The following is a 22658-nucleotide window of genomic DNA, read 5'->3' as shown; positions in this document are numbered from 1 at the left end:
ATCATCGTTGTATTTAAGATGTTCAAGTCTCTAGCTCCCCTATTATTTGCCGCTCTGTTGTCAGGTGTGTGCGCTGCGTCTCCCCGAACCTTGACGTTGGCGACAACGCAGTGGTGCCCCTACACCTGCGGTGAGCTGAGTGAGGCTGAAAACCTGATCGGCAATTACCTCACTGAGCTGTTTGCCAAGCATAACCTCGAACTGAAGATCGAATCTTATCCCTGGGCCAGGGCCATACAGTTGGCGGAGGGTGGTGTTGTCGATGGCCTGTTAACGGCGGTGAATTCCGAGGCACCGAGTCTCCGGTTTACTTCCGTACCGACGGCGTATTATCAGGTGTGCTTTTATACATACGATTCAGCCTGGCGATTTGGAAGTATTGCCGATCTGACCGGAAAAGTATTGGGTGTGATTCGAGATTACGGTTATACCCCTGATATTGACCGATACGTGGCCAGTCATGAGGGTTCCGGGCGAATAGAAACGGTAGGCGGTTCGCTCTCAACTCAGCGCTTGATACGAATGCTGCAGGCCGGAAGGATTGATGCTTTAGTGGAAGATCGATTAGTGCTGGCCAGTGTGCTGAATCAGCTTGAGCCGCAGCCGGTCCATTTGTTTGAAGCAGGCTGCGCGCAAGCGCAACCTTTTTATCTGGCGCTGTCGCCCGATTTGGAGGACGTCGATACCATTCTGACTCAGCTCAACAGTGAGTTGGCCTCGCAACAGAACCAGCAGCGATTGAATCAGAAAATCACCGAGATTACACGCCAGCAGGGTTGGGAGTAGTTAATCCAACTTTACGGTTGTGACAACTGCCGCAGATCCTCAGCAAAACCCAACCCGGCCTCGGTATAGATGTTAAATGTGAAGCTGACACCCGCCTCTTTCAGAGCCTGCTCTTCATCTTCAAATTTCGATGTGGCCGCGATAAAACCGGTGTACCCCATGCTTTTCAATTGACGCGCCGCCGCCAGGTTGGCCTCGTGGGTTGGCAGGGTGAGCATCACCCGGTTGAGGTTATCGAGCAGCCCGATGGCGCGGAACCAGAACTCCGGGTTGGTGCCATCGCCGACGACCACGTTGCGGCCGAGTGCACAATGCTCTTCGGCTTTGAACTCATTAATTTCAATGCCGACCAGTTCACCGGTGTAATCAGGTTCTATGGCGGTATAAGCGGCCGTCCCCATGCGTCCCATACCGAAGATGACGGTCGTAATGGCTGAAAGATCGATATCCTGTTCATCCGGTAATCGGGATTTGCGTTCCCAGCGGATCAGAGTTGGTCGCCAGCGTTGGAAAAGCTGGTCGCGGATCCGGATGACGGGTGCGCTGATGATAAAGGACGCCGATAAGGCAATGGCAAACACCGCCATCCATGAAGGGTTCAACCAGCCGGCTGAGACCGCAATAGCGCCAACAATGAGGCCGAACTCGCTGTAGTTCGCCAGGTTCGTTGAGGCTCGCCACGAAGTGCTGGCCCGGGCGTGAAACTGGTTGAAAAGCAGGTAGTAAAGGAGTGTCTTAACCGGCAACAGCAGTAACAACAGGACCGCAACGCCTATTTCCGCCCAGCCCGGCAGAGCGGTCATGCCGATGCTGAGGAAAAAACCGATCAGGAACAGATCTTTCAGGCTCAACAGAGACTTGGCCAGCTCACTCGCTTTGTGGTGGGTGGCCAGAATCATGCCGAGAATCAACGCGCCGACATCGCCTTTAATGCCCACCATTTCAAAGACGTCTGCGCCGACCAGCGCCAGCACAATGCCGAACAAAAGCAGCAGTTCGCCATGGCCGACTTTTTCCAGCAGACGATAGAGTAACGGTCTAAGAGGGATCAGCAGTAGCAGGCCCAGTGCCCAGACGGTTGGGACTTTACCGGCTGAAAACGCCAGGAAAATGACCGCCGCAATGTCCTGAATCACGAGCACGCCAATAGCGACCTGACCATGCTTGGAGGTGGTCGCACCTAACTCATCGAGCACCTTAATCGCGAACACGGTACTGGAAAACGATAAGACAAAGCCGACAAGCAGGCTGGTCTGAGCATCCAGGTCGGTAAACATTGGCAGCCCAATGGCCGAGAGCATGAGGACAAAGCCGGCAAACAGCAGTGACACCACGACCAGGTGAATGGAGGCAACCCCCCAAACTTCGGGTTTGAACAAGGCCCTGAGTCTCAGCTTCAAGCCAATGGTAAACAGCAGCAGTGTAATGCCCAGATCGGCCACGGTATCGAGAAAGGAGTCGCTTTCGGCGCCCAATGCATTGAGAACAAACCCGGCAATCAGATAGCCGATCAGTGGCGGCAGACTGATTTGCTTGACGGCATAGCCAAAGGCGAAGGCGATGGCAATCCATAACGGGTCATTCGGGCTGATAGCCAGCAGTAGTGCGTCCAAAATCAAACGTCCTTAATCAATGTGTTCATGCCAGGTTTGGGTGGCGGATGTTTCGGTTAGTTGAGCAGGTTCAGCAGTTCGTGTGGTTGATGAATTATTTGCTCAGCCCCGGCTTGGTTCAGCTCATCGATGCTGCGAAAGCCCCAAGACACACCAATAGCACGATACCCCGCATTGCGAGCCGTGAACATATCGACATCGCTGTCACCAAAATACAGCACTTCAGCCGGCGAAACTTCCAATGCGTCGGTCACTTTCTGGCTGACGGCCGCGTCCGGTTTGATCGGCAGTCCGTCCTGCTGACCCTGAACGATGTTCCAGGTCCAGCGTCCCAGAAACTTATCGACGCACAGGTCGGCAAACGGCTGTGGTTTGTTGGTCAGGATCGCCAGCTTCAGACCCTGTTTGGTCAGCTGATCGAGAGTGTCGGTTAACCCCTCATACAGATGGGTCTGGTCGGCCCAATGGGTGTCGTAGTGGATTTTAAACGCCGCCAGGCAGGCGTCGATGGTGGCTTCATTCCTTGCGTTTTCGGGGAGGGCGCGAATGATCAGGTTACGGACCCCGCTGCCGACGAAGGTGCGGTAAGCCTCAACCGGATGCGGATCAAAGCCGTGTTGGCGCAGCACCGTGTTGGCACTGGTTGCCAGGTCATCCAGAGTGTTCAACAAGGTGCCGTCCATATCAAAAACGCAGGCTTTAATCGTCATCAGGAAACTCCGCAGGTTGGAAACGGGGGGTTATACACCGAACCGGGCTGGCCTGTACAGGGATAAGCGAGGCGTTTTTTTACGGGGGGTCGTGCTTAGAGTTCAAATCATTAGAGATCAATTTAATTTTTTAAAGAAAATCGCTATAAGCCGCATTTTATCTGGGTAGATCGCTGTTTAATTGCTTACAAATCTAAAGGTTTTGCCGTCCATATTTGCTATTGAGACGCTTTCTTACCTTGAGTTGCATTGGCTTTTTTGGCTATCATGGTTTTTATTGATTGAACGTTCAATTAAAAATAACCGTGTTTGAGGGTCGTACTGCTATGCCGAAAGTGGGGATGAAACCCATACGCCAGTCTCAGTTGATTGAAGCCACACTGGAAGCCGTAGAGACCTATGGTCTGCAGGGCACAACGATTAACACCATCAGTAAGTTAGCGGGCGTATCGACGGGGATCATCAATCATTACTTCGGCGGTAAGCAGGGGCTGTTGGAAGCCACGGTGCGCTATCTGTTGCAGCAGCTGCATGTCGAACTGATGAAAGAGCTGAAACAGGTCGACCCGAACGATGCCATGGCTCGGTTGAACGCCATTGTGGCGGCCAACTTTGCTCAGATTCAGGTGTCGGACAAAGGCTCCAAGACCTGGTTAGCCTTCTGGTCGCAGGCGATGCACAACCCTGAGTTTGCCCGGCTGCAACGGGTGAACGAACGACGGTTATTGTCGAATTTAAAGCACTCGTTTCGCCAGCTGATTCCGGCCGAACGAGTGGAAGAAGCCGCGCAAACGACAGCGGCCCTGATTGATGGGCTCTGGCTGCGACGGGCGCTGAGTGACCATCCCTTGTCGGTGGCCGATTCGGCGCAGTTCTGCATGAATCATGTGCAGGGCATCGTGCAGCAGTTTCAGATGCCGCAACGTTAAAAATAATCGGATCGGTCCTGTGACCGAAAACCGGAAAGAGAGAGTAAGACATGAACAACCCAGTGTATTCGTCGTATATCGGCGGTCAGTACCAGGCCAGTGCCGGCGGTGAACGTTTTGATGTGGTGAATCCTGCCACGGCCGATGTGGCGTATCAGGTGGAACAAGCCGATAAGGCGTTGGTCGATGCCGCCGTTGCATCTGCCCGGGAAGGTTTTGCCAAATGGTCAGCCATGACCGGTATGGAACGCAGCCGCATACTGTTAAAAGCTGTGGCGTTGTTGCGTGAACGCAATGATGAGCTGGCCGAAATCGAAGTGCTGGATACGGGTAAGCCCTGGCAGGAAGCCAGTGTAGTGGATGTCGTCACCGGTGCTGATTCGATTGAATTCTTTGCCGGTCTGGCGCCGATGATTGAAGGCAATCAACAGGATCTGGGTGGTGATTTTTATTACACCCGCCGCGAACCGCTGGGCGTCTGCGCGGGCATCGGTGCCTGGAACTACCCCTTACAGATTGCCTGTTGGAAAGCAGCCCCAGCCTTAGCAGCCGGGAACGCCATGATTTTCAAACCATCCGAAGAGACGCCGTTGGGTGCGTTGAAACTGGCGGAAATCTTTACTGAAGCCGGAATGCCCGATGGCGTGTTTAACGTTGTGCAGGGCGATCGCCGGGTTGGTGAACTGCTGACACATCACCCGGATATCGACAAGGTGTCGTTCACCGGTGAAGCCGCGACCGGGAAAAAAGTGATGGCCGCCGCGTCAACCTCACTGAAAGACGTGACCATGGAACTCGGCGGTAAATCGCCGCTGATCATTTTTGATGATGCCGATCTTGATAATGCCATTTCCGGCGCGATGCTGGGGAACTTCTACACTCAGGGCGAAATCTGCACCAACGGGACGCGGGTGTTTGTGCATGAATCGATCCGCGATGAGTTTCTTAAGCGTCTGACGACGCGTATTGAAAACAACATTGTGGCCGGTGACCCGATGAACCCGGATGTGAACTTTGGCGCATTGATTTCTGAAAAACACCACAAGCTGGTCCTGGATTACATCGAAAAAGGTAAAGCCGAAGGCGCAACTCTGGTGAGCGGCGGCAAAGCCTTGTCACCGGCCGACGCGCCGAATGGGTTCTTTGTTGCGCCAACGGTCTTTGCTGACTGCACCGACGACATGACCATCGTCAAAGAAGAAATTTTCGGACCGGTCATGTCGGTGCTGACGTTCCGCGATGAAGACGAAGTCATTCGCCGTGCGAACGATACCGACTACGGCTTGGCTGCAGGCGTGTTCACTCAGAACATTCAGCGTGCGCATCGTGTGATTCATCAGATTCAGGCCGGCATCTGCTGGGTCAATGCTTACGGTGACAGCCCGGCCGAAATGCCGGTGGGCGGCTATAAGCAAAGCGGCATCGGACGCGAAAACGGCTTAGCGACGCTGAACCATTACACCCAACTGAAAGCGGTGTACATGGGCATGAACCCGATCGACAGCCCGTTTTAAGGAGTAAACGATGAGCACAGAGTTTGATTACATCATCGTTGGCGCGGGCTCGGCGGGATGCGTGTTGGCGAATCGCCTCACCGAAAGCGGAGAGCATCGTGTGCTGCTGGTGGAAACCGGCGGCAGCGATAAAAGTATTTTTATTCAGATGCCGACCGCACTGTCGATTCCAATGAATACCGAGAAATACGCCTGGCAGTTTGAAACTGAACCGGAACCCTATCTGGATGATCGGCGCATGCATTGCCCGCGTGGCAAAGTATTGGGTGGATCGTCGTCCATCAATGGCATGGTGTATGTTCGCGGCCACGCCAAAGACTTTGATGAATGGGCCGAGTACGGCGCTCATGATTGGGACTATCAGCACTGTCTGCCGTATTTTAAGAAAGCAGAGAGCTGGGCGTTCGGTGGCGATGATTATCGCGGCGAGGATGGGCCGCTCGGCACCAATAACGGCAACAACATGAAAAACCCTTTGTATCAGGCGTTTATCGATGCCGGTCTTCAGGCGGGTTACGAGTTCACGCAGGACTATAACGGCGCGCAACAGGAAGGTTTTGGCGCGATGCACATGACCGTCAAAAATGGTCGGCGCTGGTCCACTGCGAATGCCTATCTGCGTCCGGCGATGTCGCGTGACAATTTAACGGTGGTGACTCATGCCACCGTTCAGAATGTGGTTCTGGAAGGCAAGCAGGCGAAAGGCATCATCTATAACCGCAAGGGAAATACCGTCAAGGCAATCGCCAGCAAAGAGGTGATTCTCAGTGCCGGCTCTATCGGCTCACCGCACCTGTTGCAGCTTTCTGGAATTGGCAATCCAGAAGTGCTGAAAGCCGCGGGTATCAATGTGAAGCACGAGCTGCCCGGTGTCGGTGAAAACCTGCAAGACCATCTGGAGTTTTACTTCCAGTTTAAATGCAAGCAACCCATCACGCTGAACGGCAAACTCGACTGGTTTAACAAAGGTCTGATCGGCACGCAGTGGATACTGAACAAGTCCGGTCTCGGGGCCACCAACCACTTTGAAAGTTGTGGCTTCATTCGATCTAAAGCGGGCGTTGAATGGCCGGACCTGCAGTACCATTTTTTGCCGGCGGCGATGCGTTACGACGGCCGGGCCGCGTTTGATGGCCATGGGTTTCAGGTGCACATCGGGCACAACAAACCGAAGAGCCGGGGTTTTGTCCACATTCAATCGACAGACCCGGCGGTCCCTCCGAAAATTCAGTTCAATTACCTGCAGGACGAGGCCGACATCGAAGGTTTTCGCGACTGTGTGCGCCGCACAAGGGAAATCATTGCGCAGCCGGCGTTTGATGCTTACCGCGATGGCGAGATCCAACCCGGTGAGCATATACAGAGCAACGAAGACATCGACGCCTTTGTGCGCAGTCACGTCGAAAGTGCGTATCACCCGTCGTGCTCTTGCAAGATGGGGGTGGATGATATGGCTGTGGTGGACCCGCAGACGCGTGTGCATGGTATTGAGAATCTGCGCGTGGTCGACTCATCAATTTTTCCGACCATTCCGAATGGCAACTTAAACGGCCCGACCATCATGGTGGCTGAACGCGCCGCTGATCTGATTCTGCATGGTCAATCCGTGCCACCGTCGAATGTGGCGATCGCCATGGATGAGCAATGGGCGCAGCGTCAACGGGCGGGAACGCCTCTGCGCGAAATCTGATTTTTTAACCGAAGGCTCAGAGCGTGACGGTTGGCCCCGTGACGGCGCAATGGTTTGCGCACCTCAGAGAGTGAGCCTTCATTCAGGTCGCTGAAAAACAGGGCAGGACTGCCGAATGTTCCTCAGCGATTTGTTCATCACTCACGATAACGATAGGAAACAGATGATGACTATGAAACACCTACTCCCTGCGGCCCTGGCGACCGTTGCACTGACGGCACAGGCGAATCAATGTGAAACCGTGCGTTTTTCTGATGTGGGTTGGACCGACATTACGGCAACCACGGCGATCGCTTCTGAACTGCTGCATGGCATGGGTTACCAGACTGACACCCAGCTGTTGTCGGTCCCGGTTACTTACAAGTCGTTGGAAAACGGCGATATCGATGTGTTCCTGGGTAACTGGATGCCAACCATGGAAGGCGACATTGCGCCGTACCGTGAAGCGGGTACCGTAGAAACCCTTCACAAAAATCTGGAAGGCGCTAAGTACACACTGGCCGTTCCACAGTATGCCTACGATGCCGGTGTGAAAAGCTTTGCCGACATCGCTAAGTTCGCCGATGAGTTCGACGGTCGCATCTACGGCATCGAGCCGGGTAATGACGGTAACCGTCTGATCCAGAGCATGATCGATCAAAATGCTTTTGGTCTGGAAGACTTTGAACTGGTTGAGTCCAGCGAAGCTGGCATGTTGTCGCAGGTGAACCGTGCGACGCGACGCGACAACTGGATTGTGTTCCTCGGTTGGGAACCGCACCCGATGAACGCCAACTTTGATCTGGCCTACCTGGAAGGTGGCGACGATTTCTTTGGTCCGAACCTCGGTGGCGCCAGTGTTTACACCAACGTTCGTCAGGGTTACGCAGAAGAGTGCAGCAATGTCGGTACGCTGCTGACCAACCTGACCTTTACGCTGGCGGCTGAAAACGAAGTGATGGCGCTGATCCTGAATGACGGTGAGAAGCCTGCCGAAGCGGCGCAAACCTGGTTGAAAGCGAACCCGGACGTTCTGGACGCCTGGCTGGAAGGTGTTGAAACCCTTGAGGGTGAGCCGGCACTGCCAGCGGTTAAAGCGCATCTGGATCTGTAAGGTCCGATCCCCGTCCGAACCGGTACTGACCGGTTCGGACCCATCTCCATTTTTTGTTGAAGAAACCTGTTATGAGTTTGATTACCGATAACAAACTTCCGGTTGGCTCGTGGGCAGAAACCCTGATCGACGGTCTGATCGATGTCAGTGGTGGCTTTTTTGATGCCATCTCCGGCGCACTGGAAGTGATGATTGAAAGCCTGGTTGACGTGTTAACCCTGCTCCCCCCTTGGCTGTTTATTGGCATTGTTGCCGCGTTGGTATTCTGGCGACAGCGCAATAAAGGCGTTACGGCATTTTTTGTCTTGTCTCTGTTGCTGATCTGGAACCTGGGGTACTGGGAAGAAACGATCGAAACCTTCTCGTTAATTGTCTATGCCACCGGGCTGTGTGTTCTGTTAGGCGTGCCGCTTGGCATTGCTGCGGCGCATCGTCCTTGGTTGTTCCGTCTGCTGCGCCCGATTCTCGATTTGATGCAGACGATTCCTCCTTTTGTGTATTTGATTCCGGCGTTGACCCTGTTTGGTTTGGGCGTGGTGCCGGGCTTGGTCTCTACCATTGTGTTTGCTATTGCCGCTCCGATCCGCCTGACCTATCTCGGCATTTCTGAAGTGCCGGAAGAGTTGCTCGAAGCCGGACGTGCTTTTGGGTGTACCAAACGCAGCCTGTTATTAAAAGTTGAGATTCCGGCGGCGATGTCGAGCATCCGCGCCGGGATCACCCAGTGCATCATGTTGAGTTTATCGATGGTGGTAATCGCCGCGCTGGTCGGTGCCGATGGCTTGGGTAAACCCGTCGTCCGTGCATTGAACACCGTCGACATTGCCACCGGTTTCGAAGCGGGCCTCGCCATCGTGCTGGTGGCCATCATGCTCGACCGCATCTTCAAAACCAAATAACCGGAGCGCTTAAGATGATTGAATTTAAAAACGTCGACGTGGTCTTCGGTAAACAGCCGGAACGCGCTTTGCCACTGATGGATCAACAGGAAAGCCGCCAGACGATTCAGGATCAGACGGGCTTGGTCATGGGTGTACGCGATGCCAGCCTAAAAGTCGGCAAGGGTGAAATCTGCGTCTTGATGGGACTGTCCGGTTCCGGAAAGTCCAGTCTGTTGCGGACCGCCAATGGCTTAAACCCGGTCACGCGCGGTTCAATCCTGATTGAAACCGAAGAGGGCGTTCAGGACTTTCACGCGCTTAGCGAAGATGACCGTCGTAATGTACGTATGAACACCATCACGATGGTGTTTCAAAAGTTTGCGTTAATGCCTTGGTTGACCGTTGCAGAAAACGTCGGCTTCGGGCTTGAGCAGAAAGGGTTGGATAAAAAGACCGTTCGCGAAAAAGCCATGCATCAGCTGGAGCTGGTTGGCTTGGCCGAATGGGCCGACAAACGTCCGGATGAACTCTCCGGTGGCATGCAGCAGCGTGTGGGTCTGGCCCGGGCGTTTGCCATGGAAACCGACATCATTTTAATGGACGAGCCATTTTCTGCACTGGACCCGCTGATCCGCACGCAGCTGCAAGACGAACTGCTGCATCTGCAGGAAACGTTGAACAAAACCGTGGTGTTCGTCAGTCACGATCTCGACGAAGCCCTGAAGCTTGGCAATCACATTGCCATCATGAAAGACGGTGAAATTGTCCAGCATGACACGCCGGAAAACATTGTCCTGAACCCAGCGACCGATTACGTACGTGACTTTGTGGCCCACACCAATCCGGTTGACGTGGTGAATGCCCAGGCGCTAATGCGCCCTCTGGATCGCTTTGCTGAAGAAGACGGTCGACGTCGCATAAGCAAGCGCGACGATTGCTGGCTGAAGTTGGGTGGGCACATTTCCGATACCCGATTGCAATATGGTGATTCGACGCCGCTTGCGGTCACGCAATGGACGGAAGGCGCCACACTGGAATCCCTGCCTAAGCAACCGGTTGTGGTCAACCCTCAGACCAAAATGCAGGAGGTGATGGCGCTGCGTTATCAAACCGGCCACGGTGTGCTGGTGGCGGAAAACTCGGCCATTGTTGGATACATCGGTGATCGGGATATTTACCATGCGATGCTGGGTAAATTGATTGGTGATGATTGAATCACAATAAGAAGCTGATGGGTGTTGCTCATAACCTGTCAGCTCGCATAGCATAGTTTGCTCAATTCCCTAAAAAAGAACGGGCATTACTATGCGATTCTGTATGCGATTTATGAGCCTTCTTTGTGCGGTGATGCCAACAGTGATGGGGGCAACCATTACGACCGAGATGCACGGCGTAACACCCCATTCAGATTTGCCAACACTTCATGTCTGGAAATATTCGGATGTTTCGACAGCGGGCAGCCATGCTTTGTCGACCAACTCTGAGCTTGGCGAGAAAGGAACGGTGCACATCATCCCTTCAGGGCCGCCTCCCATGCACTTTGATGAAAAGTCCTATATTGCCTGGGACCTGGCAGTCAACGGCAATACCGTTCATAACGTTATTATTGATACCAACTGGATGCGGTTTCCAGGCATAGAGACGTTGGTTCTGGATAGAGAAGTCGCCCAACGAACCATGTCTTTGGTGGCTGGGCAGGCACTCAATAGCGATATATTCTATCGACATTATGTGACCCGGTTTTCACTCAACTATTTTGACCCTTTTGTCTACCTTGGTGCGCGTGAAAAACGTAAGTATCTCGATTTCTTTGCCGGGGAAAACATCTATATACAGAGCCTGGCAAAAGGCTTGAGTGACAACTACGCGTCTGTTTCAGATAAGGTAATCACAAAAGAACAATGGGTATCCTACTCGCGACACAAGGTTGACGGAAACAGCCTGCATTCAACTCTCGTGGATGACGATATCGCACCTCATATGGTGTTTATTCGGGGAATAAGGAATGACCGATACCTGACACCCGGGGAGGATTCATCACTTCAGGAGAGAACAATCAGTTTAGACATGGATATCGCATTGAACAAAGATGCATTAATCAACAGAGTTCAGCTTAATGAGCCAGCGCTCTTCGTTAACCTTGTATCATTGAATATGACATGCAGAGATAAAAGTGCAGTACAGGTATTGAACTGGATTCTGAATGACGTTGTCTCCCTGTCAGACACACCGGATGTTCACGGTAAATACGTTCTGTCGGCGGCGATCTTGTATAATAAGACCATGGCATGTTTACAGCAGCATCAGGATGCAAAGCTCGGAGAAAAACGGTGAACCCAGAGCTTGCGTTCATCGATAAAAGACATTAAGCATGATTTAGGGACCATCGTGGATAAAAACGAAAAACACAAAAGCGCCATGCAAAAACAGAAAACCAAAGTTGATGCGGCCATTGATCGAGCGGATATCGAACGAGGCGTCGCGGTGCTTCTGACCGGCAATGGCAAAGGCAAATCCAGCTCCGCGTTCGGCATGGTGCTTAGGGCGTTGGGCTACGGACAAAAGGTAGGCGTTGTTCAGTTTATCAAGGGGGCTCAGCTTTCAGGTGAAGAAATTTATCTGCGTGATCATTGCCCGCAGGTTGATTTTTATCAGATGGGTACTGGTTTTACCTGGAACACACAGGATCGCACCGGTGACATTGCCGCCGCAGAACGAACCTGGGAGCAGGCCAAACGAATGTTGCAGGACCCGGCGTTCGACCTGGTGGTGTTGGATGAACTGACTTATATGATTGGTTATCAGTACCTTGATGAAACCAATGTGTTAACGACCTTGCGCGAGCGACCGATTGAGCAGAGTGTGGTTGTTACCGGACGCGGTGGCGGTCGTGCACTGCAGAACATTATGGATACCGTCTCGGAAGTCAAAGATATCCAACACGCGTTTAACGCCGGTATCAAAGCGCGCAAAGGCGTGGACTTTTAAGCGACGCAGGGCAATAACCAGTAAGGACATTCAAGCATGAGTCGGAAGACCCTCGCGTTACGGGAAATGTTGGGTGGTAAGGTGTGGGCGGCTCGTGCTGTTGAGGTGGTCTCATCGGAACCGGGTTGCATCTGTTTGTGGTATCCCGCGGGCAGTGATTTTGCGGTACCGACTGGATACACGGAAGACCGTGTGCTGTTCCATCAGAATCGTTGGCAGATTGCGCGTGAGGGTTGGCGGCTGGACGTCAGGCGATGGGAGCGTAATCATGTTTTGATCGTCAAAGACCCGTCTCAGTATTATTCAGTCCAGCTGTTCTGGGATGCATCGACTGACCAGTTTCTTGGATATTACATTAACTTTGAGCTGCCTTACAAAATGTCCACCGTCGGCTATGACTCTCTGGATCTGGACCTGGATCTTATGGTTTACCCCAACGGAAAGTATCAGTGGAAAGATGTGGATGAGTACCGGGCGGCCGTTGAATGTGGCGGAATCACGCCAGAATGGGCGGCTCATCTCGACGCGGCAAAACAGGCTGTTTTAACGAAGATTGAACAGAAACAGGCGCTGGTTTCTTTTGACGTGGCGGAGCAATATCAGCGAATGCATTCAACACCGGTCACCTTTCCGGTTCAATGGCAAACGGCACTCCAAGCGTACTGAACAGGAGGATTTTCAATGAGTGATAACGAAACCTCAGGTTGTGGCTGTCAGTCCACAACACCTGAGGAAACTGAAGCGGGTTCAGACCAACCCCAAGCGGGTGATCTGGTCAGTTTTTACCGGGTTCCGAAAATGGATTGTCCGTCCGAAGAACGCATGATTCGGATGGCATTGAATGACCAGACCGACATTCGGCGCCTGAACTTTGATCTGACCGGACGCACTCTGACTGTTGTCCACGGGGGATCGGCTGAAGGCGTGACCTCTGCCATTGCGCCTTTAGGCTTGGGCGCGACGCTGGAAAAATCCGAACCGTACCGAGCGGAGCATGCTGATCAACTGAAAGCCGATCCGTCCGCTGAAGATGAAGCTAGTGTGCTGAAAATATTATTGGCGATTAACGGTGTCATGTTTGTGGTGGAACTGGTCCTGGGCATCATGGCGCAATCGACCGGGTTGATTGCTGATTCGCTGGACATGTTTGCCGATGCCGCTGTGTACGGTCTGGCTTTGTACGCCGTTGCTCACAGCGCCCGCACCCAGATGAAGGCCGCACGGCTCGCCGGTATATTGCAGCTGCTGTTGGCGGTGGGTGTGTTATTGGAAGTTGGTCGTCGTTTTCTGATGGGGTCTGAACCGATATCCGGGTTGATGATGTCGGTATCGACTCTCGCACTGATCGCCAATGTGACCTGCCTGGTGCTGATCTCCCGGCATCGTGAAGGTGGCGTACACATGAAAGCGAGTTGGATCTTTTCGGCCAACGATGTCCTGATTAATCTGGGTGTGATTGCCGCAGGCCTGCTCGTCTGGCTGACCGGTTCCGCGCTCCCGGACCTGCTGATTGGTTCGTTCATCGGCTTGATTGTCCTCAATGGCGCCCGACGCATTCTGGCTTTGAAAGCCGATGCTCCGGTCTGATTCTTCTTTTCGACGGTGGTGAAAGTCTGAGTCACCACCGCCTTTCTGCCTTTCCCGATCAGCTTACAAGTCGCCATCTAGCGTTTGCTGAGGCGAGTTCAGGGTCGTCGATAACAAATTAGTCTAATAGCTTTTCGATTGACACTTCCTTGACTATGGTGCCTTACAGCTCACGTTTTAAGCGGGTATTGACGTATGCAGACGGTACTTTTGACGGTTCTGGCAATCGGAGTGCTGGTGTTCACCCATTATTCGGTCTGGCACATCGCCCTGAGAAAAGGGCGCCAGAATCCGACTGACCCAAACCAATTGGGTCACCTGTCTTACAGCACGGTGATGGACAGTGCCGAAGCGATGACCCGATCGGCCGACCAGGTCGCCATCGGAGGGGCGGCGCTGTCGTTTTTCATGGATCAGTTGCGCAAACGGCTCGAAGATCAGGTGACCTTTACTACAGGTATCACGCAGCGTGTGGAAACACTCGAACAGGCCAGTGGCGAGCTAACGGCGCGTGTGGAAGAAGCCAATCATCACGTTCAGGATACCAAAAAGCGCATGGTCACCAGTCGCGAGTCACTGGCGTCTATGGTGCAGAGTTACCAGGAAATGGCATCGCGCATACAGCATGCTGAAGGTTTGCTGTCGCGGTTGAACGAACGGACCGGCGACATCGTTGAGATCATCAATACCATCACGAACATAGCCGAACAAACCAATCTTTTGGCGTTGAATGCGGCCATCGAAGCTGCCCGGGCAGGGGATCAGGGGCGGGGGTTTGCCGTCGTTGCCGATGAAGTCCGGGCTTTGGCTTCACGAACAACGGAAGCGACTGAAAGCATCCGTTCCGTTCTCAATGAGGTGAGCGAGAGCAGTGAGCAGTCGGTGCAGGCCATGGCCTCTGTCGGCGAAGCGGGTCAGTCGCTGACGGCGATGGTCCAGCAGTTGGAAGCGACGACAGATGAAGCACAGGCCTCGGCGGATCAGGCGGGCGAGCAGATGAACGTGGCCAGTGATGTTTTACTGCAGTTTAATCGCAGCCATTCCGGCATTGCTGACGGTGTGGGCTCCATCCGCAACTCGATCCACCAGTTTCAGGAAGAAATTCAGGACAGTTCCCAACGGGTATTAACGCTGAGCAACCAGGCCGAAGACATTCTCATCAACCTGACGGTCTTCGGTATCGAAGATCGCAATGCCCGCATTCGAGACGTGGCCATAAAGGCGGCACAAAGCATTGGTGCGTTGTTTGAGCAGGCCATTGCCAATGGAGACATCAGTAAACCGGACCTGTTTAACTTTCAGTACATTGATATTGAAAACACCAACCCGCCGAAATACCGGACAACATTTGATGGTTTTACCGATCGCGTTTTACCGGCCATTCAGGAACCGATTCTCGATGACAATCCGGAGATTATCTACGCCGGTGCGGTCGACAAAAACGGGTATTTCCCAACTCATAATAAAAAGTTCTGCCAGCCACTGACTGGCGATTACCAAAAAGACCTGGCTGGAAACCGGACCAAGCGGCTGTTTACCGACCGTACCGGGAAACGCTGTGGCAGCAATACCAAACCCTTTTTACTGCAGACCTACAAGCGAGATACCGGTGAAATCATGCACGATGTTTCAGCGCCGATTTTTGTGCAGGGTGAGCACTGGGGAGGGTTCAGAATTGGCTATCAGGCCAAGGAGTTTTGAGTGGTCCGTTCGGGTTCGTCCTAAATGGCCATAGGGCCGATTCGAAAACTTTGTTATGGTCTTCCCCGTTGCCTGTCTAAACCCGATTACAGAGCCTCACCTGGAGAACCTTTATGAGATCATCGTCTGTCGCCACCTATCGAACGGTGATGTTTGCGGCCTGTGCCCTGTTGATGCTGTCCTTTGGTTATCGTGCGGGCTTCGGTTTGTTCATGCAGCCGCTCAGTCAGGCAAATGGCTGGGGCCGCGAAGTGATGTCTCTGGCGCTTGCGGTGCAGAACCTGGCCTGGGGTGTGATCGCCGTGTTCGCCGGCGGTCTGGCAGACCGCTTTGGTAATCTGAAAGTGTTGCTGGTGGGCGTGCTGTTGTATGTCACCGGCATGGCGGGCATGGCCTGGGTCACTTCGCCGTTGGGGATCATTCTGACCGCGGGTGTTCTCGTTGGCGGCGGTGTGGCCGGGACAGCCTTTGGCATTGTGTTGCCGGCCATGGTCCGGGCGGTGCCGGAAGATAAACGAGGTTGGGCGCTGGGCGTCGGCACGGCCGCAGGCAGTTTCGGGCAGTTTCTGGTTGTGCCGATTATGCAGCAGCTGATTGAATGGTTTGAGGTGATTCCGGCAATCAAAGTTCTGGCGGTTTCCGCCTTCGCTATGGCCATTTTGGCCATTCCATTAGCACCCTACAGCGGCGCGAGCGAAGCCCCGGCGGATGAAGTGCCTCAATCTATGCTGCGGATTCTGAAAAAGGCACTGGGGTCGCGCTCCTATACGTTGCTGACCTTTGGTTTTTTTGTTTGCGGCTTTCATGTCGCGTTCATCACAGTGCATATGCCTGGTTATGTGGTGGATCTTGGCTTTGCCCCGTCGGTAGGCGCCTGGAGTATCAGCTTAATTGGCTTATGTAACGTCATTGGCGCCTATGTGGCCGGCGTGAAGTCGGGGCGCCTGCCGCGGCATTACATTCTGGTCTTTATCTATTCGGCAAGGGTGGTGGCGATCAGCCTGTTTTTATTGTTGCCGGTATCACTGGCGTCGATTCTGATTTTCAGCGCATCGATGGGGTTTTTATGGCTGGCAACCGTTCCGCCGACCTCCGGCCTGGTCAGTGTATTGTTTGGCACGCGTTACATGGCGTTTCTGTATGGGATTGTCTTCTTAAGTCACCAACTGGGCAGCTTTATTGGCGTCTGGTTAGGCGGCTACCTGTACGAAACGACCGGCAGTTACAACGGTATCTGGATTGCCGGTATTGTTCTTGGGCTTGTCGCAGCGGTACTGCACTGGCCCATACAGGAAAAGGATGAGCGACCGTTATTGACGGCGACCTGATCACCGTCAAACCGGTCTGTGTATTTCTGCGCACAATACCAATAGCCCTCTATACTTAGAGGTTGATGATGGTTGTCGTTACCAGAGCTCTGGATGCATCAGAATGAAGTTGTTTGAACGTCGGGATATAGAAATACCGGTCGAAGAGCTGGAAGTTGGCATGCATGTGGTGGGTATTGACCGACCCTGGGCAGAAACCGGGTTTTTGCTGCAGAGCTTCATCATTCAATCTCAGGAAGAAATTCATCAATTGCAAGCGGCCTGTCAGCGGGTGACCATTCAGGCTCGAGTCGCTTCTGAGCGTGAAACACCCGCCCATGCCACGGCTGAGCAGCGAGCGGTGAAGTCCAAGGTTCAGCGCGGGCCTCAGTCAACTGAGCGGGTACGCTATCTTAATCAAGTCAGTTTTGAACGTGCTGTGGAATCCTCCCGATTAACGTTCAAGTCTGCGCGCTCTATGGCATCGAACATCATGGAAGGGTTGCGCGTCGGTCGGGCGCTGAACATGGAGGATTGTCGGACTCAGGTATCGGAAGTGGTCGACCGGGTACTTGAAAATGCAGACGCCCTGCGTTTTTTGTCGATGATCAAGAATAAAGACGACTACACCGCCGAGCACAGCATGAATGTATGCATTCTCAGCGCTACCTTCGCCCGGCATCTTGGATTGCAGGACTTTGAAATCCGGCTGATTGCGCTGTGCGGTCTGTTGCACGATGTCGGCAAATGCAAAGTTCCGTTGGAAATTCTGAATAAGCCGGGGCGTTTCACCAAGGAAGAAGCGCACATCATGGCCGAACACACCACCCATGGCCGCAATATCCTGATGTCGACTCAGGGTGATCAGCGTCACGTCGTCGACGTGGCGCACTGTCATCATGAACGTCTCGATGGTCGGGGTTATCCTCGATTGTTGTCCGGCGGTCAGATTCCCTACTACGCAAAAATCATCACCATTGTGGATGCCTATGACGCCATGACCAGCGAACGCTGTTATGGCAAACCCAAAACCTCTTTTGAAGCGCTCAGGGTGGTTTTAAAGAATGCTGGCACCCAGTTTGACCCGGAACTGGCCCGTGCGTTTCTGAAATGCATCGGTCTGTTCCCGGCTGGGGTTTTGGTGGAGCTGAACAGCGAACAACTGGCGGTGGTGATCAAGGCCAATGACGTTGACCCGGATCGCCCTTTGCTGCTTGTGGTAACCGACGCTCAGCACAATCGTTTACAGCAACCGGCTTTGGTGGATCTCAGTCAGGAAGCTAACAGTGGTCTGACGATAGCGCATGAGGTCATGAACGGCACCTCGGGGATTGATGTCAAACACTACATTGATCAGCGTCTTTTCTCCTGAAGCTGTCATGGCTGTCCCACAGTCATTCAAAGCACTACGGGCCTCGAGCCGAGAACCTGCGAAAATAGACACGTCGCCAATCCATCCATGGGGACTCGCGCCTCTGAACGTTCCATTTTTGCAGGTCCTCCGCGCCTGCTGCACGGCTGGAACAGCTGAGTGAAACCCTCCTCTGAGGTCTGGCTGTAAAGCTTTGGATTCGATCGATTAACCGGGGGTGTTAACCGCTTCCGCTGGCGTTATCCGGCCGATTACGGGCTCATTCAGGTACGTGAGATCGGGACGATGCGTCCATTTCTGTTGACAGATTTCGAATCGATCTATCAACGCTCAAAACTGTACTTTTTCATCACTTCCGTCCGAAATAAGCCGTACAAAATAAAAATAATATCGGAGAGACGTTTTATGGGTAAGTCCACCCAGTATGTGGCACATCAGCCGGATAAAGACGGTTTTATTCGCTGGTCCGATACCGAAAACCATACCTGGAAAGCGCTGGTCAGCCGACAGCTGCCGGCTCTGCAGGGGCGTGCCTGCCAAGAATATCTGGACGGGACCGACGCCCTGAATCTGCCGAGCGATGAAGTTCCACAGCTTAAAGATATTGACCGGGTTTTAATGGACGCAACCGGCTGGCAAACGGCGGCTGTCCCCGCGTTGATTAACTTTTCCACCTTTTTTGAGTTACTGGCCAATCGACGTTTTCCGGTCGCAACGTTCATTCGCACGCCGGAGGATATGGACTATCTGCAAGAGCCGGATATCTTTCATGAAATCTTCGGCCACTGTCCGCTGTTAACGAACCCGGCCTTTGCCCGCTTCACCGAAACCTATGGTCGGCTCGGGCTCGCTGCCAGCAAAGAAGACCGGGTGTACCTGGCTCGCCTTTATTGGTTTACGGTCGAGTTTGGTCTGTTGCAAAGCAGCGCTGGGCAACGCAGCATTTACGGCGGCGGCATTCTGTCATCGCCTAAAGAAACGGAATATGCCTTCGCCAGTGATACACCGGAGCGCATGCCATTCGATATGATGACGGTTCTGCGAACGCCCTACCGGATTGATATTCTGCAACCGATCTACTTCACTCTTGAGCATGTCGATCAGCTTTTTGACATTGCCGATCAGGACATCATGGGGGCGGTTGCTGAGGCTAAAAAACTCGGTTTGTTTGCCCCTAAGTTCCCCGAAAAACAAGCAGTCAACGCCTAATGAAATCAGGAGAAACCATGAGCCTCGCACAACAGAAATGTGAAGCCTGCCAAGCCGATGCCCCGAAAGTCAGCGACGATGAACTGGCCGAACTGATGCGGGAAATCCCCGATTGGGCGCCTATTGTCGTCGAGGGTGTTATGCAGTTGGAGCGCACCTACACGTTTAAAAACTTCCGATTGGCGCTAGCCTTTACCAACAGGGTTGGCGAACTGGCCGAAGCCGAAGGTCACCATCCGGAGATCACGACCGAATGGGGTAAGGTGCGGGTTCGCTGGTGGACGCACGCCATCAATGGACTGCACAAAAACGATTTTATCTGTGCCGCGAAAACCGACGCTTTGTCGCGTGATTGATTATTAACTTTCCTTCCGTGCGGCTGCAGCATTGCAAGAGAGTCCCGCTGCAGCCGCATTTTTCCTTTCAGAAATTCCGGTCATAACAATGGGTGATTTTGGTTGATGCCCCAGCCAGCCATAAATAGCCCGATGCCGAGTGCCAGGAGAATCGTGCCACCCGACAGCCGTATCCATAACGATGTTGTACTGGTGTGATGATGGTGATGGTGGTGCGAAGAGTCTGATGCGGCCTGAAGCCGGTCGCGCAACAGCACACTGACTATGGCCAGGACGCTGACCGTTAATGCTGTCCCGATGGCCATCACAAAGGTGGCTGCGACACCAAACGCATAAACTCCGACGAGGTGCGCGTAAATCAGTACCAACAGCGCACCGGAGCACGGGCGCAGACCCATCGAAAAAACCAGCGCAGTTGCCTGTTTTAACCGCAGGCGGCTGGTGACCTGTGGGGTATGGTGACAGTGCGCGTGCCGGGACTGCCAGAGTTGGTTCAATGTGTGAATAAAGATGTACAGACCCAGAAAGATAACCAGCGCATAGCTACCAAGCTGTACCTGAGTGCCCAGCGCTTGCGTGTCTCGGAAGGTCCAACCCAGCATCAGCGCAACCACACTGATCAGGCCGACGGCGACCATGGCCTGCAGCAGGGCGGCAAAGATAGCGATGGTGACGGATTGGCGGATGTTCTCTTTTTGCGTGGCCAGATAGGTAATCAGCACCGCCTTGCCATGACCGGGGCCTGCCGCGTGAAAAACACCGTAAAAAAAAGACAGCGCCATCAATGAGCCACCGACGGTCCATGGAGCGTTACGAACCTCTTTGATGTGATCGGCCAGTCGTTCATGCAAGGCCTGCTGCCAGGTGACGATGGACAGCATCAGGTCGGACCAGACCCAGCTCAACAGCGCCGCAGCCAGAACCAGTGGCAAAAGAATGACCCAGAAGCGGGGCGAGGTGGCTATACGCATTGCACGATCACCTTCTGAGCGAACAGTCGTCCCAAACCATCGGTGTCTTTCTGGGTCTGGTCGAGGGAACTGGCGTAGTTCATCTGTTCTTCGGTCGGGTTCGGTTCTATGAGGTTAGGCATGCATTCCAGAGAACTGCGGTTGTGAATGCGAATGCGTTCAACATCGTCATGGCGCATGGACACATAATAGGTCGGATCATAGACCTGCCAGGACAGTTCAGAAACCGGCAGCGGGGTTGAGGAAAGATCAAACACCATTTCCAGAACCAGCATGTCAGCTTCCTGCGTCGTAACCACGCTGAGTTGGTGTTCAGCCGGCGACGGCAGCGCGTGTTGATTTTGCGCCAGAACGAGATGCGAAAAGAAACCGTGTTGAGACAGGCTGGCGATCATGTCATTGCCATGAGCCAACAGGGCTAACTCGCGAGTGGGGTATTCCCGGTCGAGATCGGCCAGCATCATGGCAGAATAGAACTCGTCGAATATCCAGCGCTGTCGAACTTGCGCCAACTGTTCCTGATCGTCGATGACAAAATCGGTGGTCAGGTTTATCCAGCTGTGAGGATGTAGCAGCGCGGTCGTGGGCCACAGGCAGCAGACCATCAGAAGCAGTCGTTTCATTGGGATCTTCATAATATGAACACAATGATACAGTGTATCTTTATGAGGAATGTCACTCAATGCGCTTTGGCAGTCTTTACGCCCCTTAATAACCCTGATTTTCGCATGGTTGATATCCGGTGGTTCATCTCAATGTAGGTAGGTGTCGTATATAGTCAGTGACGAGCATTAATTTTTCATAACCCATAAATTTATCCAAGGAGAACACTATGGCTTCAGTGACACTGCAAGGTAACCCGGTTTCGGTACAGGGCGACTTGCCGGCTGTTGGCTCCCAGGCACCGGACTTCAGACTGACAGGCCAGGATCTGTCTGACGTTAAGTTAGCCGATTTTGCCGGTAAAAAACTGATTTTGAACATCTATCCGAGTGTGGATACCGGTACCTGTGCCGCGTCGACCCGCCAGTTTAATGAGCGCATGAACGACCGTGACGATGTGGTCGTGCTCTGCGTGTCTCAGGACCTTCCCTTTGCATTTGCCCGCTTCTGCGGCGCTGAAGGATTGGATAACATCAAAACGGCGTCAACTTTTCGTTCGTCGGCGTTTCTTGACAGTTATGGGGTTAAAATCGCTGATGGTCCATTGGCGGGGTTGTGTGCCCGCGCGGTGGTGGCCATTGATGAGCAGGGTAAGGTCGTTTACAACCAGCTGGTCGCGGAAATTGCCGATGAGCCAGACTATGAGGCCGCTCTCAGCGCGTTGAGCTGAGGTCGGTTACGGATGGATGCCAGAGCACTAACCCTGGCATCCATCCGCACATTCGTTATTTTTCCAGGGCTTGGTACAGTTCCCGGTAGTGCGTTCCATTGCGCATCAGCTCGTCATGAGTACCGCTTTCGACCACGGCTCCGTCTTTCACAACATGGATAACATCGGCATTCATCACAGTCGAGAGTCGGTGCGCAATAACAATGGCCGTTTTGGCGTGAGCGAACTCATTCAGAACCGTCTGAATTTTCACTTCGGTCTGTGTATCGAGTGCAGAGGTCGCTTCATCCAAAAGCAGAATCGGTGCATCGCGCAGTAACGCTCGTGCAATGATGACGCGTTGTCGCTGACCACCGGAAAGATTGGTGCCGCGTGGGCCTGCCAGACTTTTCAAACCAAATGTCAGGTCTTCGGTAAAATCCGTCACCATGGCCATACGGGCTGATTCCCGAACGCTTTCTTCCGGGCGGTTGAGATCGCCAAGCCAGATATTGTCTTCGATCGATTCATCAAACAGGGCCGATTCCTGAGACACGATGGCCATTTGCTGGCGCAACGCTTCCAGTTGAATGTCGCTTACCGGTTCACCACCAACGCAAATCTCACCGGATGCCGGTA

General features: G+C 53.4%; 22 protein-coding genes. 17 read left to right on the top strand and 5 right to left on the bottom strand.

Annotated features, from left to right (window positions below; genetic code table 11):
• The first annotated feature begins 18 nt into the window (after positions 1–18).
• The gene (locus MED297_RS18595) at positions 19–786 is read left to right on the top strand and encodes a substrate-binding periplasmic protein (RefSeq protein WP_161599318.1); all 768 of its coding nucleotides are present in this window, start codon (positions 19–21) and stop codon (positions 784–786) included.
• An 11-nt stretch (positions 787–797) separates the two neighbouring features.
• Here MED297_RS18595 and MED297_RS18590 read toward each other — a convergent pair whose 3' ends face one another.
• Positions 798–2399: a cation:proton antiporter domain-containing protein gene (locus MED297_RS18590; protein ID WP_161599317.1), complete on the bottom strand. Its 1602-nt coding sequence runs from the start codon at positions 2397–2399 to the stop codon at positions 798–800.
• Positions 2400–2455: 56 nt separating this feature from the next.
• Positions 2456–3109, bottom strand: coding sequence for an HAD family hydrolase (locus MED297_RS18585; RefSeq protein WP_008047703.1), 654 nt, complete (start codon positions 3107–3109; stop codon positions 2456–2458).
• Between the two features lie 326 nt (positions 3110–3435).
• Between MED297_RS18585 and betI the strand changes: the two genes are divergently transcribed.
• The 15 genes from betI to MED297_RS18510 all read left to right on the top strand — a co-directional run bounded on the left by betI (position 3436) and on the right by MED297_RS18510 (position 19736).
• On the top strand, positions 3436–4038 hold the full coding sequence (gene betI / locus MED297_RS18580) for a transcriptional regulator BetI (RefSeq protein WP_008047701.1): 603 nt from the start codon (positions 3436–3438) through the stop codon (positions 4036–4038).
• Between the two features lie 50 nt (positions 4039–4088).
• Positions 4089–5552: a betaine-aldehyde dehydrogenase gene (gene betB / locus MED297_RS18575; RefSeq protein WP_008047700.1), complete on the top strand. Its 1464-nt coding sequence runs from the start codon at positions 4089–4091 to the stop codon at positions 5550–5552.
• Positions 5553–5562: 10 nt separating this feature from the next.
• Positions 5563–7242: a choline dehydrogenase gene (gene betA, locus MED297_RS18570; protein ID WP_008047699.1), complete on the top strand. Its 1680-nt coding sequence runs from the start codon at positions 5563–5565 to the stop codon at positions 7240–7242.
• A gap of 172 nt (positions 7243–7414) precedes the next feature.
• Entirely contained in the window at positions 7415–8335 is a 921-nt protein-coding gene (locus tag MED297_RS18565) for a choline ABC transporter substrate-binding protein (RefSeq protein ID WP_008047698.1), read from the top strand.
• Positions 8336–8406: 71 nt separating this feature from the next.
• Positions 8407–9234 carry a choline ABC transporter permease subunit gene (gene choW, locus MED297_RS18560; protein WP_008047696.1) on the top strand — a complete coding sequence of 276 codons (828 nt, stop codon included), beginning with the start codon at positions 8407–8409 and terminating at the stop codon, positions 9232–9234.
• A gap of 14 nt (positions 9235–9248) precedes the next feature.
• Complete coding sequence (gene choV / locus MED297_RS18555; RefSeq protein ID WP_008047695.1) at positions 9249–10430, top strand: choline ABC transporter ATP-binding protein; 1182 nt, start codon at positions 9249–9251, stop codon at positions 10428–10430.
• Positions 10431–10533: 103 nt separating this feature from the next.
• Positions 10534–11550: a hypothetical protein gene (locus MED297_RS18550; protein WP_008047693.1), complete on the top strand. Its 1017-nt coding sequence runs from the start codon at positions 10534–10536 to the stop codon at positions 11548–11550.
• 54 nt (positions 11551–11604) lie between these two features.
• On the top strand, positions 11605–12204 hold the full coding sequence (gene cobO / locus MED297_RS18545) for a cob(I)yrinic acid a,c-diamide adenosyltransferase (RefSeq protein WP_272912043.1): 600 nt from the start codon (positions 11605–11607) through the stop codon (positions 12202–12204).
• A gap of 36 nt (positions 12205–12240) precedes the next feature.
• The gene (locus MED297_RS21605; RefSeq protein ID WP_050762954.1) at positions 12241–12870 is read left to right on the top strand and encodes a DUF402 domain-containing protein; all 630 of its coding nucleotides are present in this window, start codon (positions 12241–12243) and stop codon (positions 12868–12870) included.
• A 15-nt stretch (positions 12871–12885) separates the two neighbouring features.
• Complete coding sequence (locus MED297_RS18535; protein WP_008047689.1) at positions 12886–13791, top strand: cation efflux transmembrane domain-containing protein; 906 nt, start codon at positions 12886–12888, stop codon at positions 13789–13791.
• 195 nt (positions 13792–13986) lie between these two features.
• On the top strand, positions 13987–15492 hold the full coding sequence (locus tag MED297_RS18530; protein WP_008047688.1) for a methyl-accepting chemotaxis protein: 1506 nt from the start codon (positions 13987–13989) through the stop codon (positions 15490–15492).
• Positions 15493–15605: 113 nt separating this feature from the next.
• The gene (locus MED297_RS18525; protein ID WP_008047687.1) at positions 15606–16820 is read left to right on the top strand and encodes an MFS transporter; all 1215 of its coding nucleotides are present in this window, start codon (positions 15606–15608) and stop codon (positions 16818–16820) included.
• Positions 16821–16923: 103 nt separating this feature from the next.
• Positions 16924–18171: a cyclic di-GMP phosphodiesterase gene (locus MED297_RS18520; protein ID WP_008047686.1), complete on the top strand. Its 1248-nt coding sequence runs from the start codon at positions 16924–16926 to the stop codon at positions 18169–18171.
• A gap of 405 nt (positions 18172–18576) precedes the next feature.
• On the top strand, positions 18577–19380 hold the full coding sequence (gene phhA, locus MED297_RS18515) for a phenylalanine 4-monooxygenase (protein ID WP_008047685.1): 804 nt from the start codon (positions 18577–18579) through the stop codon (positions 19378–19380).
• A gap of 17 nt (positions 19381–19397) precedes the next feature.
• Positions 19398–19736, top strand: a complete 339-nt coding sequence (locus tag MED297_RS18510) for a 4a-hydroxytetrahydrobiopterin dehydratase (RefSeq protein WP_040557613.1) — start codon at positions 19398–19400, stop codon at positions 19734–19736.
• Between the two features lie 80 nt (positions 19737–19816).
• On the opposite strand, the gene MED297_RS18505 is transcribed toward MED297_RS18510, so the two are convergent.
• Both MED297_RS18505 and MED297_RS21600 read right to left on the bottom strand, forming a co-directional pair.
• The gene (locus MED297_RS18505) at positions 19817–20707 is read right to left on the bottom strand and encodes a nickel/cobalt transporter (RefSeq protein WP_008047683.1); all 891 of its coding nucleotides are present in this window, start codon (positions 20705–20707) and stop codon (positions 19817–19819) included.
• On the bottom strand, positions 20698–21330 hold the full coding sequence (locus MED297_RS21600; protein WP_008047682.1) for a DUF1007 family protein: 633 nt from the start codon (positions 21328–21330) through the stop codon (positions 20698–20700). The genes MED297_RS18505 and MED297_RS21600 overlap by 10 nt, the downstream gene beginning before the upstream one ends.
• A 209-nt stretch (positions 21331–21539) precedes the next feature.
• Between MED297_RS21600 and tpx the strand changes: the two genes are divergently transcribed.
• Positions 21540–22040: a thiol peroxidase gene (tpx, locus tag MED297_RS18495; protein ID WP_008047680.1), complete on the top strand. Its 501-nt coding sequence runs from the start codon at positions 21540–21542 to the stop codon at positions 22038–22040.
• Positions 22041–22095: 55 nt separating this feature from the next.
• On the opposite strand, the gene MED297_RS18490 is transcribed toward tpx, so the two are convergent.
• The coding region (locus MED297_RS18490; protein WP_008047679.1) for an ATP-binding cassette domain-containing protein at positions 22096–22658 on the bottom strand (563 nt) is incomplete at its 5' end.

The sequence above is a fragment of the Reinekea blandensis MED297 genome (genome assembly GCF_000153185.1).
In the GTDB taxonomy this organism is placed as follows: Bacteria; Pseudomonadota; Gammaproteobacteria; order Pseudomonadales; family Natronospirillaceae; genus Reinekea; species Reinekea blandensis.
The sequence above is the reverse complement of the archived record's forward strand: the minus strand, read 5'-3'. Positions and strand labels throughout refer to the sequence as shown.

Excerpts from the sequence above, each read along its gene's own strand:
- betA (WP_008047699.1), top strand. The coding sequence starts at position 5,563 with ATGAGCACAGAGTTTGATTACATCATCGTTGGCGCGGGCTCGGCGGGA.
- betI (WP_008047701.1), top strand. The coding sequence starts at position 3,436 with ATGCCGAAAGTGGGGATGAAACCCATACGCCAGTCTCAGTTGATTGAA.
- MED297_RS18505 (WP_008047683.1), bottom strand. The coding sequence starts at position 20,707 with ATGCGTATAGCCACCTCGCCCCGCTTCTGGGTCATTCTTTTGCCACTG.
- MED297_RS18525 (WP_008047687.1), top strand. The coding sequence starts at position 15,606 with ATGAGATCATCGTCTGTCGCCACCTATCGAACGGTGATGTTTGCGGCC.
- MED297_RS21605 (WP_050762954.1), top strand. The coding sequence starts at position 12,241 with ATGAGTCGGAAGACCCTCGCGTTACGGGAAATGTTGGGTGGTAAGGTG.
- betB (WP_008047700.1), top strand. The coding sequence starts at position 4,089 with ATGAACAACCCAGTGTATTCGTCGTATATCGGCGGTCAGTACCAGGCC.
- phhA (WP_008047685.1), top strand. The coding sequence starts at position 18,577 with ATGGGTAAGTCCACCCAGTATGTGGCACATCAGCCGGATAAAGACGGT.
- MED297_RS18565 (WP_008047698.1), top strand. The coding sequence starts at position 7,415 with ATGAAACACCTACTCCCTGCGGCCCTGGCGACCGTTGCACTGACGGCA.
- tpx (WP_008047680.1), top strand. The coding sequence starts at position 21,540 with ATGGCTTCAGTGACACTGCAAGGTAACCCGGTTTCGGTACAGGGCGAC.
- MED297_RS21600 (WP_008047682.1), bottom strand. The coding sequence starts at position 21,330 with ATGAAACGACTGCTTCTGATGGTCTGCTGCCTGTGGCCCACGACCGCG.
- MED297_RS18520 (WP_008047686.1), top strand. The coding sequence starts at position 16,924 with ATGAAGTTGTTTGAACGTCGGGATATAGAAATACCGGTCGAAGAGCTG.
- MED297_RS18550 (WP_008047693.1), top strand. The coding sequence starts at position 10,534 with ATGCGATTTATGAGCCTTCTTTGTGCGGTGATGCCAACAGTGATGGGG.
- choW (WP_008047696.1), top strand. The coding sequence starts at position 8,407 with ATGAGTTTGATTACCGATAACAAACTTCCGGTTGGCTCGTGGGCAGAA.
- MED297_RS18530 (WP_008047688.1), top strand. The coding sequence starts at position 13,987 with ATGCAGACGGTACTTTTGACGGTTCTGGCAATCGGAGTGCTGGTGTTC.
- MED297_RS18510 (WP_040557613.1), top strand. The coding sequence starts at position 19,398 with ATGAGCCTCGCACAACAGAAATGTGAAGCCTGCCAAGCCGATGCCCCG.
- choV (WP_008047695.1), top strand. The coding sequence starts at position 9,249 with ATGATTGAATTTAAAAACGTCGACGTGGTCTTCGGTAAACAGCCGGAA.
- MED297_RS18595 (WP_161599318.1), top strand. The coding sequence starts at position 19 with ATGTTCAAGTCTCTAGCTCCCCTATTATTTGCCGCTCTGTTGTCAGGT.
- MED297_RS18585 (WP_008047703.1), bottom strand. The coding sequence starts at position 3,109 with ATGACGATTAAAGCCTGCGTTTTTGATATGGACGGCACCTTGTTGAAC.
- MED297_RS18535 (WP_008047689.1), top strand. The coding sequence starts at position 12,886 with ATGAGTGATAACGAAACCTCAGGTTGTGGCTGTCAGTCCACAACACCT.